General features: G+C 62.5%; 15 protein-coding genes and 1 tRNA gene. 12 read left to right on the forward strand and 4 right to left on the reverse strand.

All coding sequences use genetic code 11. The annotated features are described in order from the left end of the window. Positions 1-12 precede the first annotated feature (12 nt). The 5 genes from OOZ63_RS05780 (at position 13) to OOZ63_RS05800 (ending at position 3,566) form a co-directional block, all read left to right on the forward strand. The gene (locus OOZ63_RS05780; RefSeq protein ID WP_266004470.1) at positions 13-942 is read left to right on the forward strand and encodes a polyprenyl synthetase family protein; all 930 of its coding nucleotides are present in this window, start codon (positions 13-15) and stop codon (positions 940-942) included. Between the two features lie 60 nt (positions 943-1,002). Next, positions 1,003-1,079, forward strand: a tRNA-Pro gene (locus OOZ63_RS05785). Between the two features lie 163 nt (positions 1,080-1,242). Then, entirely contained in the window at positions 1,243-1,818 is a 576-nt protein-coding gene (locus tag OOZ63_RS05790; protein WP_266004472.1) for a hypothetical protein, read from the forward strand. 110 nt (positions 1,819-1,928) lie between these two features. Next, positions 1,929-2,207, forward strand: a complete 279-nt coding sequence (locus OOZ63_RS05795) for a helix-turn-helix domain-containing protein (protein WP_137941548.1) — start codon at positions 1,929-1,931, stop codon at positions 2,205-2,207. 3 nt (positions 2,208-2,210) lie between these two features. After that, complete coding sequence (locus OOZ63_RS05800) at positions 2,211-3,566, forward strand: type II toxin-antitoxin system HipA family toxin (protein WP_266004474.1); 1,356 nt, start codon at positions 2,211-2,213, stop codon at positions 3,564-3,566. Between the two features lie 118 nt (positions 3,567-3,684). Here the strand turns inward: OOZ63_RS05800 and OOZ63_RS05805 are convergent, their stop codons facing one another. Further along, the gene (locus tag OOZ63_RS05805; RefSeq protein WP_266004476.1) at positions 3,685-4,008 is read right to left on the reverse strand and encodes a helix-turn-helix transcriptional regulator; all 324 of its coding nucleotides are present in this window, start codon (positions 4,006-4,008) and stop codon (positions 3,685-3,687) included. Between the two features lie 227 nt (positions 4,009-4,235). On the opposite strand from OOZ63_RS05805, the gene OOZ63_RS05810 reads away from it, so the two are divergent. The 7 genes from OOZ63_RS05810 (at position 4,236) to OOZ63_RS05840 (ending at position 11,505) form a co-directional block, all read left to right on the forward strand. Beyond that, positions 4,236-5,381 (forward strand): Fic family protein, encoded by a 1,146-nt coding sequence (locus OOZ63_RS05810; RefSeq protein ID WP_266004477.1) that lies wholly within the window; start codon positions 4,236-4,238, stop codon positions 5,379-5,381. Between the two features lie 533 nt (positions 5,382-5,914). Beyond that, positions 5,915-7,639, forward strand: a complete 1,725-nt coding sequence (gene pilB, locus OOZ63_RS05815; RefSeq protein WP_266004478.1) for a type IV-A pilus assembly ATPase PilB — start codon at positions 5,915-5,917, stop codon at positions 7,637-7,639. Positions 7,640-7,691: 52 nt separating this feature from the next. Then, positions 7,692-8,912: a type II secretion system F family protein gene (locus OOZ63_RS05820; protein WP_266004479.1), complete on the forward strand. Its 1,221-nt coding sequence runs from the start codon at positions 7,692-7,694 to the stop codon at positions 8,910-8,912. Between the two features lie 15 nt (positions 8,913-8,927). Beyond that, positions 8,928-9,854, forward strand: a complete 927-nt coding sequence (locus OOZ63_RS05825) for a prepilin peptidase (protein ID WP_266004480.1) — start codon at positions 8,928-8,930, stop codon at positions 9,852-9,854. Next, positions 9,854-10,459 carry a dephospho-CoA kinase gene (gene coaE / locus OOZ63_RS05830; protein WP_266004482.1) on the forward strand — a complete coding sequence of 202 codons (606 nt, stop codon included), beginning with the start codon at positions 9,854-9,856 and terminating at the stop codon, positions 10,457-10,459. The genes OOZ63_RS05825 and coaE overlap by 1 nt, the downstream gene beginning before the upstream one ends. Before the next feature lie 72 nt (positions 10,460-10,531). Continuing rightward, entirely contained in the window at positions 10,532-11,287 is a 756-nt protein-coding gene (zapD, locus tag OOZ63_RS05835; RefSeq protein WP_266004484.1) for a cell division protein ZapD, read from the forward strand. 17 nt (positions 11,288-11,304) lie between these two features. Beyond that, the gene (locus OOZ63_RS05840) at positions 11,305-11,505 is read left to right on the forward strand and encodes a DNA gyrase inhibitor YacG (protein ID WP_262971279.1); all 201 of its coding nucleotides are present in this window, start codon (positions 11,305-11,307) and stop codon (positions 11,503-11,505) included. On the opposite strand, the gene OOZ63_RS05845 is transcribed toward OOZ63_RS05840, so the two are convergent. Genes OOZ63_RS05845 through tal form a run of 3 tightly spaced genes read right to left on the reverse strand, consistent with a single transcriptional unit; the run spans position 11,494 to position 14,683 of the window. Then, entirely contained in the window at positions 11,494-12,111 is a 618-nt protein-coding gene (locus OOZ63_RS05845) for an HAD family hydrolase (protein WP_266004485.1), read from the reverse strand. The genes OOZ63_RS05840 and OOZ63_RS05845 overlap by 12 nt on opposite strands. Then, positions 12,108-13,733, reverse strand: coding sequence for a glucose-6-phosphate isomerase (gene pgi, locus OOZ63_RS05850; protein WP_266004486.1), 1,626 nt, complete (start codon positions 13,731-13,733; stop codon positions 12,108-12,110). Before pgi ends, OOZ63_RS05845 begins: the two co-directional genes overlap by 4 nt. Continuing rightward, entirely contained in the window at positions 13,733-14,683 is a 951-nt protein-coding gene (tal, locus tag OOZ63_RS05855) for a transaldolase (RefSeq protein ID WP_266004487.1), read from the reverse strand. The genes pgi and tal overlap by 1 nt, the downstream gene beginning before the upstream one ends. Positions 14,684-14,744 lie beyond the last annotated feature (61 nt).

The following is a 14,744-nucleotide window of genomic DNA, read 5'->3' on the forward strand; positions in this document are numbered from 1 at the left end:
CTGGACGCCGAAATGCGTGAGGTTGATGCCGTCATCGCGCAGCGACTGACCTCCGATGTAGCCCTGATCAATCAGATCTCCGGCTACATCGTGCATGCCGGCGGCAAGCGCATGCGACCCAAGCTGGTCCTGCTGTTTGCCAACGCACTGGGCTTCGACAAGCACGAACGCTTTGAAATGGCGGCTGTGGTCGAGTTCATTCACACCGCCACACTGCTACACGACGATGTAGTCGACGAATCATCGCTGCGCCGCGGCAAGCAGACAGCCAATGCGCTGTTCGGCAATGCCGCCAGCGTGTTGGTGGGAGACTTCCTCTACTCGCGCGCCTTCCAAATGATGGTCTCGGTGAACCGCATGCGAGTACTGGAGGTGTTGGCCGAAGCCACCAATGTGATCGCCGAAGGCGAAGTCTTGCAACTGATGAATATGCATGACCCGGATATTGCGGTGGACCGCTATCTGCGCGTGATCCGTTACAAAACCGCAAAGCTATTCGAGGCCAGCGCGAGACTTGGTGCCGTGCTCGCTCAAAGCACGCCAGAGATTGAAGATGCTTGCGCCGGCTATGGCCGGGCATTGGGCACCGCCTTTCAGTTGATCGACGATGTGCTGGACTACGAAGGCGACCCGAACGCACTGGGCAAAAATGTGGGCGACGATCTACGCGAGGGCAAACCCACGCTACCGCTGCTGATCGCTATGGAACGCTGTCAGCCTGCAGAGCGCATCCTGATACGCCACGCCATCGAACACGGCGAGGTCCAAGGCCTCAGCGACATCGTCAAGATCGTGCGCAGCACCGGCGCACTGGAAGCCACTCGCGAGGCCGCCCGCCGTGAGGCCGACCACGCCCGCGAGTGTTTAAATTCACTCCCCCCTTCAATTTGGCGCGAAGCTCTGCTAGAATTTTGTGCTCGGTCGGTTGACAGATCCTTCTAAGAATCTCCGACAGATCGAATCTTGAACGCTTGAGCACCTCAGGCAGAAGTTCAAAAAAATCGGGGTGTAGCTTAGCCTGGTAGAGCGCTACGTTCGGGACGTAGAGGCCGGAGGTTCGAATCCTCTCACCCCGACCAGAATTTTCCTTGTAAATCAACGACTTCTCAGGTCGCTTGGTCTGGGAAAAGTGCCACAAGTGGGTAAACGGTGGCAATGACAGATTGACGCGCTCGAAAGTGGGCGAATCATCTCAGCCAAGTTTGCCTATACGGAGTTCCATCAACTTTTGGAACTCCAACCATGGCTCACATCGAGAACTGCTCCCGCATGCAGGCCAAGGTCAAGAACCGCGACGACCTGGCCCGCCACGTCGCTCACAACCACGCCGAAGCCGCGCAGCCCTACTGTGTGACCCTGCGTGACCAGCAGCTCAAGCCGTTCGTGGCCCTCCTCGATGAGGCCTACATGGTGCGCTACTACGTGCACGGCAAGCGCAAGGGCTTCACTGCCGCTTCCGCCACCGAAGCCGAGGCGATTCAAAAGCGCATCGAGGCCGACCAGTACACCGGCCTCTTTGTTGACTACACCCAGGCGCACCAGACCAGCTTCGCCGACCTGCTCATCCGGTACCTGAAGGAAGAGGCACCTCGCAAGAAGGGCTTCGCGGTCATTGAGTACCAAATCAACATGTGGCTCGAGGACGCGGGCTACGAGCGACAGGACTTGGCCGCCACCCACCTGACGCCCACGGGCTTGGCCAAGCGTCTTGATGGTCGAACTTGCCAAGGAGCTTGGCGTCCACCCGCAGACTGTCGCCAGTCGACGAGCCGACCTACGACGCCCGCTTCGCGCACGGAGGGCCTTAAGCCCTGTTGACTCCGGTGCGTTCACAGTCTGAAGGCTGTTTATTGCATTTACAGCATTTAATTGGTAATCTTCAAAAACATATTGAATGCTGTAAATTCAGTTAACAGCCTAGGAGTTGTATGCCGCAGTTCACCGTGCGTACCGCCGAACAGTTGCCCACCCTGCTGCAGGCCTTCCGCAAGGAGGCCGGTCTTACACAGAGCGAGGTGGCGCTGCGCCTGGGCGTGACACAACAGACCTACTCCGCGCTGGAGCGTAACGCGGACACGGTCGGCGCCGCCCGGCTGCTGAAACTGTTGACCATTCTGGGCGTGGAGCTGGCGCTGGGCAAGCCATCTCCTGAACCTGTGTCGACCCAGAGCCAGACGCCCCCGGACGCCAACCAGCCCCGTTGGTGAGCCATGGGACGCCGCTCGCACACCCGAACGCTGGGACTCTGGATGAACGGGGCCTATGTCGGCAGCTGGAGTCTGACGCCGAACGCCCCGGACACGCTCCAGTACGACCAGGCCTGGACCCAGTCAGAGCAAGGGCGGCCTCTCTCATTGTCCTTGCCGTTCACGCCGGGCAACGCGCCCCACCGCGGCGCGAAAGTCCACGCCTACTTCGAGAACCTGCTGCCCGACAGCAAGGACATCCTCGAGCGCCTCGCGCGCCGTTTCGGGACCGGGTCGACCGGCGCGTTCGAACTGCTGGCCGAGATTGGTCGGGATTGCGTGGGCGCACTCGAAATCCTGCCCGAAGGCCAGACCTCCGCTGGCACGGCCCCTTTGCAGGCCGAGCCGCTGAGTGAGGCGCAAGTCGCCCGGGTGCTGCGCGGGACGACGACACCCAATGCGATGGGCTGGGGCGGCGAGGACGACGAGTTCCGCATCTCCATCGCAGGCGCCCAGGAGAAGACGGCCTTGCTACTGAGCGACGGGCACTGGTGCCTGCCGAGAGGCAGCGCCCCCACCACGCACATCTTCAAGCTCCCGCTCGGCCTGATCGGCGGCATAAAGCTGGACATGCGTGACTCGGTTGAGAACGAGTGGCTCTGTGCATTGATCCTGAAGGAGTTCGGCCTGCCCGTTGCGGCCTGTCAACCCATGCAGTTCGAGGACGTCAAGGCGCTGGTGGTCGAGCGCTTCGACCGTGCCTGGTGGACGTCCCCAACTGGTGACCGTCGCCTCATCCGCCAGCCGCAAGAAGACATGTGCCAGGCCACCGGGACGCCCCCGCAGGCCAAGTATGAGGCCGATGGCGGCCCGGGCATGGACCGCATCCTCGATCTACTGGACGGTTCCATTGCCCGCGAGCAGGACCGGCGCGACTTCTTCAAGGCGCAGTTGCTGTTCTGGATGCTCTGCGCCACCGATGGCCATGCCAAGAACTTCAGCCTGTTCCTGCGCCCGAGAGGTCGCTACCAGCTCACACCGCTGTACGACGTGCTGTCGGCCTACCCGGTGCTGGGCGAGGGGCCGGCGAAGATGTCGCCCTTCAAGGTCAAGATGGCCATGGCCGTGCGTTCCAAGAATGCACACTGGAGGATGCGCGACATCCAGCGCCGGCACTGGCTGGCGCTGGGCGCTCGCCACGGCATCGTGACAGAGAATGGCCAGTCGGCCCAGCACCTAGTCAACGACATCATCGCAAGCACGCCGCGGGTCATCAGCGCGGTGCGCTCGATGCTCCCAGCCAACTTCTCGATGCCGCTGGCCGACAGCATTCTCGATGGCCTGCAGGACGCAGCAAACCAGCTAGCGGCTCGGCCCTGACCGGGTGCGCAAGAGAACCAGCTCAATCAGCTTCGTTGATGGCGCCCAATCGCCTGTCCAAAGCAGAAATCTCTGGCTGGCTGGATAACGACAATCAGGATGTCCGCTCAGACGACATTCATGATGGCCGGTGGTGAAGAGTCGATAACGGTTGGCGGTTAGGCATCCGTTTAACAGCTTTAAAAACACGCTCTTGAGCCTCGGTGGCTCGCGCTTCACGAGCGGTAGTCGCCTCGCCGACTCCGGGCAAAGCCGTTCGTTTGAGGATTGCACTCAGGAACCCGTAGAAGTCATCGGGGTGCCAGAGGTCCCGTGCGCTGAATTTCACCGGCTGCGGCAGTAGCCCTTCCTTGATGTAGTGGTCGATGGTCTTGGTGCATCCGACACTAAGAATCTCGGCGACATCAGCTTTGGAAACCGGTTTGAAGCGGGCTACAGACATGACAGGCCAAAAACGAAATGACGATGTCTTGCGTAGACATCGTTTTTAGCCTGCCTTTGGCGCCCATCGCTCACCAGGCCGGCAACCCCGATTGAGTCGAATCCCCACTTAATTGCCTCAAAATTTGCGGCAAATAGGCCGCCACGGGCATCTTGAGTCGAATAGACTTCGTTTTCGACTCGGCCTTTGAGTTGAAAGTACCAATATTCGACTCACCACCCACGACCATGGCCGATGACCTTCGCTACGCTTGGCAGCAACCAGAGTGGCCAAACCTACGCTACGACGCGGTCCAGGTCGGCGGGGTCGTAGCCAAGGCACGCCGTGCACAAGGTGTAGTGGAGGGCAAGCTGGCTGTCCTGGGGTTCGACCAGCAACAGGAACTGGCAGCCGAGGCATGGAGCCAGGAAGCAATGGCAACTGCGGCCATTGAAGGCGAACGGTTGGACCTCGCTGCGGTGCGTAGTTCGGTAGCCCGTCGGCTCGGCGTTGGCGACCAAACCGGCCCCAATGCCCCGCGCAATGTCGAAGGTCTTCTAGACATCATGGACGACGCGGTGACTCGCTGCACTGAGCCGCTGACCCACGAGCGCCTATACGCATGGCAGGCCGCGTTGCTCCCGACGGGCTACTCCGGCATGACCAAAATACTGGTCGGCAGCTACCGCGTACACGTGGAGCCAATGCAAATCGTCAGCGGACGGGTTGGGCTCGAGCAAGTCCACTATGAAGCACCGCCTTCCATGCGCGTCCCGACTGAGATGGACCAACTCCTGGATTGGTTCAATTCCGAAGCTCAGGTCGACACGCTGGTCAAGGCGGCGCTCGCGCACCTCTGGTTCGAAACCGTCCACCCGTTCGAAGATGGGAACGGTCGAGTCGGCCGGGCCCTTGTGGACTTGCTTCTGGCACGCGACAGCGGCGAAGTCAGCCGGCTTTTTCGAACGTCGCAGCGTTTGCTCGAACGCCGCAACGACTACTACGCGCAACTCGAGAAGGCGCAGCAGGGTCGCGTCGACGTCACAGAGTGGGTCTGCTGGTTCGTCGAACAGATGCAGGCGGCCTGCGAGACCGCCTCCCGAGTCGTCGATGACACACTGGTCAAGGCTCGGTTCTGGCTCGAACACAACAGCAAGCCCCTGAACGAACGGCAGCGCAAGGTGCTGAACCTTCTCCTCAATGCTGGCCCGGGAGGCTTCGAAGGAGGGATGAGTACCAAGAAGTACGAAAACATCGCCGCAACATCCCGCGCAACGGCATCGCGCGAGCTCATCGAACTCGAGGCCATGGGCTTGCTCGAGCAGGTCGGCGGAGGACGGTCCACGCGCTACTACGTGAAGCTGCCTGGGTGGGTTCCATCAGCCACACCATGACGGACCGGAGCTTGCTTGCTGCAGCCGACTCAAGGGCTCACAACACGGCAACGAAGCCAGCGACCCAGAGACTCCACGAGCAAGACTTGGACGCTGAACAGGAGCCGTTCGACAGCTCAACCAACGGCAATACGGCTCGGTTACAAACCGGTTCCCTACTGAGTCTTGCAGGGCCAACGAAGCACTTCGCTCAGCACCCACTACGGATGCCGGTTCAGGGAATCAGCTAACCCCGGCTAGGGTGATTGACGCTGCGCGTATCTCCAGCGCGTCAAGATATTGAGGGTTATGGCAGCCCCTTCAAATCTCCCACCAAGTCAATTGCGGCAAGCAGCGCAACGTCACAAAACACCTGTGGTGATGCGTGTACGCATCAGTTTTCCCGCCTCGCTCCCCCAAGCGTGAGCTTGCACACGACTGGCAGGCTTTTCCAGGCTTTCACTCGGTTTACAGTGCGAAATCCTTGCGAGAAGATGAGCTGCTGAGATGGCGGATCTTTCGACCCGCCCTGCCGCCAGTCAATACCAAAGCCCGTGGACACCACTCTGATCGAGCCGCCTCATTCCGCGCTGTCCGGCGTCGCGCGCGTGCTCGTGCACGCCGGCAAGCTGCCAGTTAAGACCGCCGAAGACCTGGCGCGCCAGGCGCGCGAGAAGAAGATCAGCTTTGTATCGTCGGTAATGGCGGCCAATGCCGTCTCGCCAACCGACTTGGCCCACACGCTGTCGCTCGCCCTGGCCCTGCCGGTGCTGGATCTCAATGCGATGGACGTGCAGCGCATGCCCAGCAATGTGATCGACAACAAGTTGGCACAGCAATACCAGGTCGTGGTGCTGGGGCGGCGCGGCAACCGACTCTTCATCGGCGGCGCCGACCCGACCGATCAAGAAGTGGTCGAGAGGATCAAGTTTGCCACTCAGCTGGCACCCGAGTGGGTCATCGTCGAACACGACAAGCTCACCAAGATGCTGCAGGGCTCGGCAGCGACAGCGGCGGAAACGCTGGACTCCATCGCTGGCGGGGACTTCGATTTCGATATCGCCGAGGAGGACACCGGCGCGGCGCAGGAATCGGCCGCCGACATTGCCGATGTGGAAGACGCGCCTGTCGTGCGCTTTTTGCAGAAGATGCTGGTGGACGCGATCAATATGCGCGCCTCGGATTTGCACTTCGAGCCCTATGAGTACCACTACCGGGTGCGTTTCCGGGTCGACGGTGAGCTGCGCGAGATCACTCAGCCACCAATTGCCATCAAAGACAAGCTGTCCTCCCGCATCAAAGTGATCTCTCGGCTCGACATTGCGGAACGCCGGGTGCCGCAAGACGGCCGGATGAAGCTCAAGTTCGGCGCCAAGTCGATCGACTTTCGTATCAGCACGCTACCGACTTTGTTCGGCGAGAAGATCGTGATCCGGATTCTCGACTCGTCCTCGGCCAAGCTGGGCATCGAGGCGCTCGGATACGAGAAGATCGAGAAGGACCGGCTGATGGCTTGCATCCAGCGCCCCTACGGCATGGTGCTGGTAACCGGCCCGACCGGCTCGGGCAAGACCGTCTCGCTCTACACCTGCCTGAACATCCTGAATCAGCCAGGCGTCAACATCTCGACGGTAGAAGATCCAGCCGAAATCAACCTGCCCGGCATCAACCAAGTCAACGTCAATGACAAGGCCGGACTGACCTTTGCCGCCGCCCTGAAGTCTTTTCTGCGCCAGGACCCGGACATCATCATGGTCGGTGAGATCCGCGACCTGGAGACCGCTGATATCGCAATTAAGGCCGCGCAGACCGGCCATATGGTGATGTCGACACTGCATACTAATGACGCACCGACCACGCTGACCCGGCTGCTCAATATGGGCGTGGCGCCTTTCAACATCGCCTCCAGCGTGCTGCTGATCACCGCACAGCGTCTGGTGCGCCGACTCTGCGAGCACTGCAAGGCCCCGGCCGAATATCCACGCGAAGCCTTGCTGCGCGGCGGTTTCGTTGAGGAAGACTTGGACGGCAGCTGGAAGCCCTACCGCGCCGTCGGTTGTTCCAGTTGCAACAATGGGTATCGGGGTCGGGTCGGCCTTTACCAAGTGATGCCCATCACCGAAGCGATTCAACGCATCATCCTGTCCGAGGGAACGTCGATGGACATCGCCGTACAGGCCCAGGCGGAAGGCGTGCGGGATCTGCGCCAGTCGGGACTGGTGAAAGTCCGCATCGGGGTCACCACCTTGGAAGAGGTGTTGGCCGCCACCAATGAATGAAAAAACGCAGTCCGTTTGCAAAGCGGCCCGCTGAACATCCCGAGGAGAAACTATGGCGACCAGCGCAATAGCCAAGAGCGTGAAGGACTTCGTCTTCGAGTGGGAAGGCAAGGACCGCAATGGCAAGACTGTGCGCGGCGAGCTGCGTGCCGGCGGCGAAGCCATGGTCAGCGCGACCCTGCGCCGCCAGGGCATCCTGGTCAGCAAGGTCAAGAAGCGCCGGGCCAGCGGCGGCAAGTCCATCAAGCAAAAGGACCTCGCCGTCTTCACCCGGCAGCTGGCCACGATGATGCGAGCCGGCGTGCCGCTGCTGCAGTCTTTCGATATCGTTGCGCGCGGCAGCACCAACCCACGGCTGACCCGCTTGCTCAACGACATCCGCCAGGATGTCGAGACCGGTACCAGCCTGTCATCGGCCTTCCGCAAGCACCCGATGTACTTCGACGCGCTGTACTGCAATCTGGTCGAGGCCGGCGAATCGGGCGGTATTCTGGAGGCCTTGCTGGACCGGTTGGCGATCTACCAGGAAAAGACCGTTGCGCTCAAGAACAAGATCAAGTCGGCTCTGACCTACCCGATCGCGGTGCTGACCGTGGCCTTCGTTGTCGTCGCGGTGATCATGATCTTCGTGGTGCCGGCGTTCAAGGAGGTGTTCACCTCCTTCGGCGCTGACCTGCCAGCACCCACCCTGATGGTGATCTCGCTGTCGGAGTTCTTTGTCGGCTATTGGTGGGCGATTTTTGGTGGTCTGGGCGGCGGCATCTACTTCTTCCTCCAGTCCTGGAAGCGCTCGGTGAAGATGCAGCACGCGATGGACCGCCTGCTGCTGAAGATCCCGGTGTTCGGCGACCTGCTCTACAAGTCGGCAGTGGCGCGCTGGACCCGCACGCTGTCCACGATGTTCGCGGCCGGGGTACCTCTGGTCGAGGCGCTCGACTCGGTCGGCGGCGCCTCCGGCAATGCGGTATTCGCGGAGGCCACCGAGAAGATTCAGCGCGACGTGTCCACTGGTGCGGCCCTGACCACCTCGATGCAGGCCACCGGCATCTTTCCGACCATGGTGTTGCAGATGGCCTCGATCGGCGAAGAGTCAGGCTCGCTGGATCACATGCTGGCCAAGTCGGCCGAGTTCTACGAGGACGAGGTCGATGAGGCCGTCAAGGCCCTGTCCAGCCTGATGGAGCCCTTCATCATCGTGATCCTTGGCACCATCATCGGCGGCATCGTCGTCGCAATGTATCTGCCCATCTTCAAGCTCGGCCAGATCGTTTAAGCACAGACCTCTTGCATGACACAAGAAATCGAATGGCTGCTGTCCCCATATGGACTCGGCATACTGGGGCTGTGCATCGGCAGCTTTCTCAATGTGGTGGTACATCGCCTGCCCTTGATGCTGGAGCGGCAGTGGCTGGGCGATGCCGCAGCCCAACTCTGCGACAGCCCCGACCTGCAGAGGACGGGCCTGCCCAAGGGGCCCGCCGACAAACTGGCGACTGCCGCAAAAGACCTCGCCCTGCATCTGGACAAGCAGCCCAAGCTGGGCATTGCTACACCGCGCTCGCGCTGCCCAGAGTGCGGCCATCAGCTGGCCTGGCATGAAAACCTGCCGCTCATCGGCTGGCTGCGTCTGGGTGGGCGTTGCTCGGCCTGCAAGACCCGCATTTCGGCACGCTACCCGATCATCGAGTTGTTGACCGGCCTGCTGTTCGCTGCCATCGGCTGGCGTTTCGGCGCCCAGCCGCTGAGCCTGATGTGGTGCGCTTTCGCTGCCTGCTTGCTGGCCCTGGCGGCGATCGACTGGGACACCACCTTGCTGCCCGATTCGCTGAACCAGCCCCTGCTGTGGGCCGGCCTTCTGGCATCGCTACTGGGCTGGACGATTGGGCTGGACCAGGCCCTGATCGGAGCCCTGGTCGGCTATCTCTCGCTCTGGTCGGTCTTCTGGCTGTTCAAGCTGACCACCGGCAAGGAAGGCATGGGCTATGGCGACTTCAAACTGCTGGCTGCACTGGGTGCCTGGCTGGGCTGGCAAATGATTCTGCCCATCGTGCTAGGGGCCTCGGTGATCGGCGCAATCGTCGGCATCTCGATGAAGATGAGCAGCAGTCTGCGCGAAGGCCGCTACGTGCCCTTCGGCCCCTTCCTCGCCGGCGGCGGCTTGGTCGTACTCTTTGCGGGCTCGCAGCGGGTGCTGGGCTGGCTGGGCTGGGCCTGATGACCTTGCGGATCGGTCTGACGGGGGGTATCGGCAGCGGCAAGAGCACGGTCGCCGGCTTTTTGCGCGAGGCCGGTGCGGCCTTGATCGACACCGATGCGATCTCACGGCAGTTGACGGCCGCCGGCGGGGCCGCGATGCCAGCGATCACCGCCGCCTTCGGCATGCAGGCCCTGACGGCGGATGGCGCGCTGAACCGCGCTCATATGCGCGAACTGGCCTTTGCCGACCCCCAGGCGCTGCGCCGCCTCGAAGCGATCATGCACCCGATGATAAGTGCCGAGACCCGGGCTCAGGCGCAGGCGGCGCGCAGTGACCTGCTGGTGTTCGATGTGCCGCTGCTCGTCGAGTCGGGGCGCTGGCGCTCGCAGGTGCTGCGCGTGCTGGTGGTTGACTGTGACGAGGCCAGTCAGATCGGACGGGTCACGCAGCGCTCGGGGTGGACGGTGGCTGCGGTGGAAGCGGTGCTTCGGCAGCAAGCCAGCCGTGCGCAGCGACGCGCAGCGGCAGACGCGGTGATCCACAACGAAGGCCTTGATCTGGCCGGCTTGCGCGAGCAAGTCCTGACCCTTGCGGCTCATTGGCGCAGCGTCGCCAGCGTATGAAACAATAGCGCTCACCGGCGCGCAATCGGCGCCCGGCTTGCCTCCCACGCTGACAGACGAGGAATGGCCCCCTTGGTTCTCTACGAATACCCGTTCAACGAAAGCATCCGCACGATGCTGCGTCTCGAACACCTGTTCGACCGCCTGGGACAACTGATCCCGCGCGAGACGCCGCTGGACCATCATTTCGCCCTGGTGACGATTTTCGAGATCATGGATGTCGCATCGCGCGCCGATCTGAAATCCGACCTGCTCAAAGAGCTCGAGCGCCACAAGGCCCAGCTCAACAGCTACCGCGGCAATCCGGCCATCGCCGAGGACGCGCTCAACGAGGTGGTTGCCCGCATCGACCATGCCTACAGCGGCCTGAACCAACTGGTCGGCAAGGCCGGCCATGTGCTGACCACCAATGACTGGCTAATGAGCATCCGCAGCCGCATCAGCATACCCGGCGGCACCTGTGAATTTGATCTGCCGGCCTACTACACCTGGCAGCAGTTCCTACCGGCGCGGCGCCGCAACGACCTGATGCAGTGGACCCAGTCGCTCATGCCGCTGGCCGAAGGCCTTCAGGTGCTGCTGGGCCTGCTGCGCGACTCGGGCGCGCCGCACAAGGTGGCGGCCCTGGCCGGCCAGTTCCAGCAAAGCCTGGCCGCCGGCCGCGTCTACCAATTGCTGCGCATGAAGCTGGACCCCAGTCTCGGGCTGATCCCCGAGATCAGCGGCCACCGCCTGATGATCAATATCCGCCTGATGCGCCAGGACGAGGAAGGCCGGCTCAAACTGGCCCAGCAAGACACCAGCTTCGAGCTGACGTTGTGTGCCTGAATTTGTGATGACTTGTGATGACGACCGACGAGAGCAAAAAGCCGCCGCGCATCGTGCGCTGCCCCACCTGCGGCGGTGACAGCGTGTTCGCGCCCAGCAATAGCTGGCGCCCCTTCTGCAGCCAGCGCTGCCGCCAGATCGATCTGGGCGCTTGGGCCAGCGAGAGCTTCCGCGTAGAAGCGGCGCCGCCGCCCGAAGACCGCGACCTAGAGCAATAGGCCCAGGGCCTGCAGCTGCGGCCGCATTGCATCCGCGTCGCTGAACAGCAAGGCCTGCCAGCCGGCCGCCCGGGCCGCCTCGATATTGGCCCAATGGTCGTCGAGGAACAGGCAGCTCGCCGGCGCCACGCCGAAACGCTCGATCGCAAGGCGATAGATCTCGGCACTGGGCTTTGATTGCTTGACCCGACCCGAGAACAGCCCCGATTCGAACCACTCATTCAGCGGGTAATGCCGCTCCAGATGATTGGCATAGGGCTCGGGCATATTCGACAGATAAAAGAGCCGATGGCCCGCCTGCTTCAGCTCCTGGATCAGCGCCACCGTCCCGGGCAAGAGCTGTAGCTCGTCCGGCACCGCGCGCACCACGTGCGCGACTTCAGCATGAGGCCAGCCGGTGCGTGTGGCAACGCGATCAGTGACGGTCGCTGCATCGATCAGGCCCTGGTCGAATGCACCCCAATCGCCTGTGTAGTTCTGGAAGAACTCGGCCGCCACGGCCGTACCCGACTCGGCATCGACCACGCGGTGCGGCCAGACCCGCGCGAGAAAGCTCGCTGGGTGCCAGCGAAACAGCACACCACCGAAATCGAACACTACATTCATGCTCGCAGCCTTTGCAGCAGGCCGGCGGTGGAGGCATCCAGGCCAGAGGTATCGCCGCTGCTCAAACGCGGCAGCAAGCTGTTGCACAAAGCCTTGCCCAGCTCGACCCCCCACTGATCGAAGCTGTTGATGCCCCACAGCGCACCGCTCACGAAGACGCGATGCTCGTAGAGCGCGATCAGCGCACCCAGCGAGCGCGGACTCAACTCGTCCAGCACCAAAGTCGTGCTGGGCCGGTTACCAGGGAAGCTGCGGTGCCGGGCCACGGTCAGCGCACCCAGCGATTTAGACGCTGTTGGCGCCTTCTCGTGCAGCGCTTGCTCCACCGTCTTTCCCTGCATGAGCGCCTGCGACTGAGCGAGGCAGTTGGCCAGCAGCTTTTGATGCTGGTCCGCCAGCAACTCGGCCAACTGGCCGCCGATATGCGGGCCATGATGGGTGTGCCTAACCGCGAGGAACTCGACCGGGATCACATCCGTACCCTGATGCAGCATCTGGAAATAGGCATGCTGGCCATTGGTGCCGGCCTCGCCCCAGACCACAGGGCTGGTGCCGTAGGGCAAGGCCTGACCCTCTCGGTCCACACCCTTGCCATTACTCTCCATCTCCAGCTGCTGCAGATAGGCCGGAAGGCGCTTCAGGCCCTGGTGGTAGGGCGCGACGCTGCGGCTGCTGAAGCCATGAAAATTGCGATACCAGATGTCGATCAGGCCCAGCAGCACCGGCAGGTTGTGCGCCAGTGGCGCTTCCCGAAAGTGCCGGTCCATTGCATGGGCCCCGGCCAGCAAGGCGCGGAAGTTGTCGGCGCCGATCGCGATCGCGATCGGCAGGCCAATCACGGACCAGAGCGAGTAGCGGCCGCCGACCCAGTCCCAGAAACCGAAGCTGGTGTGGATGCCGAAAGCCGCCGCCGCCTCGGTATTGCTGCTGGTGGCGACGAAGTGGCGGGCCACATCGCTGCCGCCGCGCTCCAGAAACCAGGCCTTGGCGGCCAGGGCATTGGCCAGGGTCTCCTGGGTCGTGAAGGTCTTGGATGCGATCACGAACAGGGTCTTTGCCGGATCCAGATCGCGCAGCACCGGCGCCAGGTCATGCCCGTCGACGTTTGAGACGAAATGCAAGCGCTGCCCGGCCTGGGTGTAGGCATTGAGCGCGCCGACCACCATGGCCGGACCCAGGTCGCTGCCGCCGATGCCGATATGGACGATGTCGCGAAAGCCGCTGTTGGCCACATCTCGCACGCTCTCGGCAAAGGCCAGCATGCGCGCCAGCGAGGCCTGTACCTCGCCGCTGAACAGACCCTCGCCGGCCGGCGCGCGCAGGGCCGTGTGGAGTACGGCACGGCCTTCGGTATGGTTGATCGGCTCGCCCTTGAACAAAGCCTCGCGTTGCGATTCGAGCCCGCAGTCGCTCGCCAGCTGCAAGAGCAGGTCCAGCGCCGACGCATCGATGCGGTTCTTCGAAAGGTCGGCGAAGACCTCCGGCGCTTCGAAAGACCAGGCCGCAAAGCGGCCGGTATCGGCGGCAAAGGCACTGCGCAGATCAAAGGCCTGACCAGCCTTTTCATAGTGACTGCGCAAGGCGGCCCAGGCCGGGCTTTGATCACAACGCAAGAAAGTCATCAGCGGCTCTCTTCAATCATCTGGTCCAGCTTGGCCGAATCGACGGCAAACTGGCGGATGCCTTCGGCCAGCTTCTCTGTGGCCATGGCGTCCTGGTTGAGGGCAAAGCGGAAGCCCGCCTCGTCGAACGAAACGGCAGGGATGTCGGCAGCTCGCGCCGCCTCAGCATCAAGCGCACGGGCCAACGGCTGGTCGGCGGCCTGCAGCTGGGCCAGCAGATCGGGGCTGATGGTCAGCAGATCGCAGCCGGCCAGCGCGCGGATCTGTCCAATATTGCGAAAGCTCGCGCCCATCACCTCGGTGGCGATGCCGTGCTTCTTGTAGTAGTTGAAGATCTGCGTCACCGACTTGACACCAGGATCGTTGGCGCCGGCCTGGGCGACCTCGTCCCAGGCAGCGCCGGCACTCTTCTTGTACCAGTCATAGATACGGCCGACAAAGGGCGAGATCAGCTGGATGCCGGCCGCGCCGCAGGCCACGGCCTGGCAGAACGAGAACAGCAGAGTCAGATTGCAGTGGATGCCTTCGCGCTCGAGCTCGGCGGCGGCCTGGATACCCTCCCACGTCGAGGCGATCTTGATCAGCACGCGTTCACGACCTATACCCGCAGCCTCATACAAGCCCATGATGCGGCGCGCGCGCGCCAGGGTGCCCGCCTTGTCGAAGCTCAGGCGTGCATCAACTTCGGTCGACACCCGGCCCGGCACCACCTTCAGAATTTCCAGGCCGAAGCGCACCAGCACCTGATCGACGATCTCGTCGAGCGGCTTGCCCTGATGCGCCGCCACGGTGTCCTTGAGCAACGGCGCGTAGTCGGCCGACTGCACGGCCTTCAAGATCAGCGAGGGATTGGTGGTGGCGTCGCGCGGCGCGAACTGCGCCAGCTGCAAAAAGTTGCCGGTATCGGCGACGACGGTGGTGCAGGTCTTGAGTTGTTCGAGCTGATTCATGAGCGAGGTCCGTTGGTGATGCAGATCCCTTATTAGAACCGCCAGGGCGACACGGATTGAC

Origin of the sequence: Paucibacter sp. PLA-PC-4 (assembly GCF_026241155.1) — a bacterium.
Taxonomy (GTDB): Bacteria; Pseudomonadota; Gammaproteobacteria; order Burkholderiales; family Burkholderiaceae_C; genus Roseateles_E.

Bases quoted from the DNA above. Each gene is read 5' to 3' on its own strand.
- OOZ63_RS05825 (WP_266004480.1), top strand. From the start codon at position 8,928: ATGACACAAGAAATCGAATGGCTGCTGTCCCCATATGGACTCGGCATA.
- OOZ63_RS05780 (WP_266004470.1), top strand. From the start codon at position 13: ATGCGTGAGGTTGATGCCGTCATCGCGCAGCGACTGACCTCCGATGTA.
- OOZ63_RS05805 (WP_266004476.1), bottom strand. From the start codon at position 4,008: ATGTCTGTAGCCCGCTTCAAACCGGTTTCCAAAGCTGATGTCGCCGAG.
- OOZ63_RS05795 (WP_137941548.1), top strand. From the start codon at position 1,929: ATGCCGCAGTTCACCGTGCGTACCGCCGAACAGTTGCCCACCCTGCTG.
- tal (WP_266004487.1), bottom strand. From the start codon at position 14,683: ATGAATCAGCTCGAACAACTCAAGACCTGCACCACCGTCGTCGCCGAT.
- pgi (WP_266004486.1), bottom strand. From the start codon at position 13,733: ATGACTTTCTTGCGTTGTGATCAAAGCCCGGCCTGGGCCGCCTTGCGC.
- OOZ63_RS05820 (WP_266004479.1), top strand. From the start codon at position 7,692: ATGGCGACCAGCGCAATAGCCAAGAGCGTGAAGGACTTCGTCTTCGAG.
- coaE (WP_266004482.1), top strand. From the start codon at position 9,854: ATGACCTTGCGGATCGGTCTGACGGGGGGTATCGGCAGCGGCAAGAGC.
- OOZ63_RS05845 (WP_266004485.1), bottom strand. From the start codon at position 12,111: ATGAATGTAGTGTTCGATTTCGGTGGTGTGCTGTTTCGCTGGCACCCA.
- OOZ63_RS05790 (WP_266004472.1), top strand. From the start codon at position 1,243: ATGGCTCACATCGAGAACTGCTCCCGCATGCAGGCCAAGGTCAAGAAC.
- OOZ63_RS05840 (WP_262971279.1), top strand. From the start codon at position 11,305: ATGACGACCGACGAGAGCAAAAAGCCGCCGCGCATCGTGCGCTGCCCC.
- OOZ63_RS05800 (WP_266004474.1), top strand. From the start codon at position 2,211: ATGGGACGCCGCTCGCACACCCGAACGCTGGGACTCTGGATGAACGGG.
- OOZ63_RS05810 (WP_266004477.1), top strand. From the start codon at position 4,236: ATGGCCGATGACCTTCGCTACGCTTGGCAGCAACCAGAGTGGCCAAAC.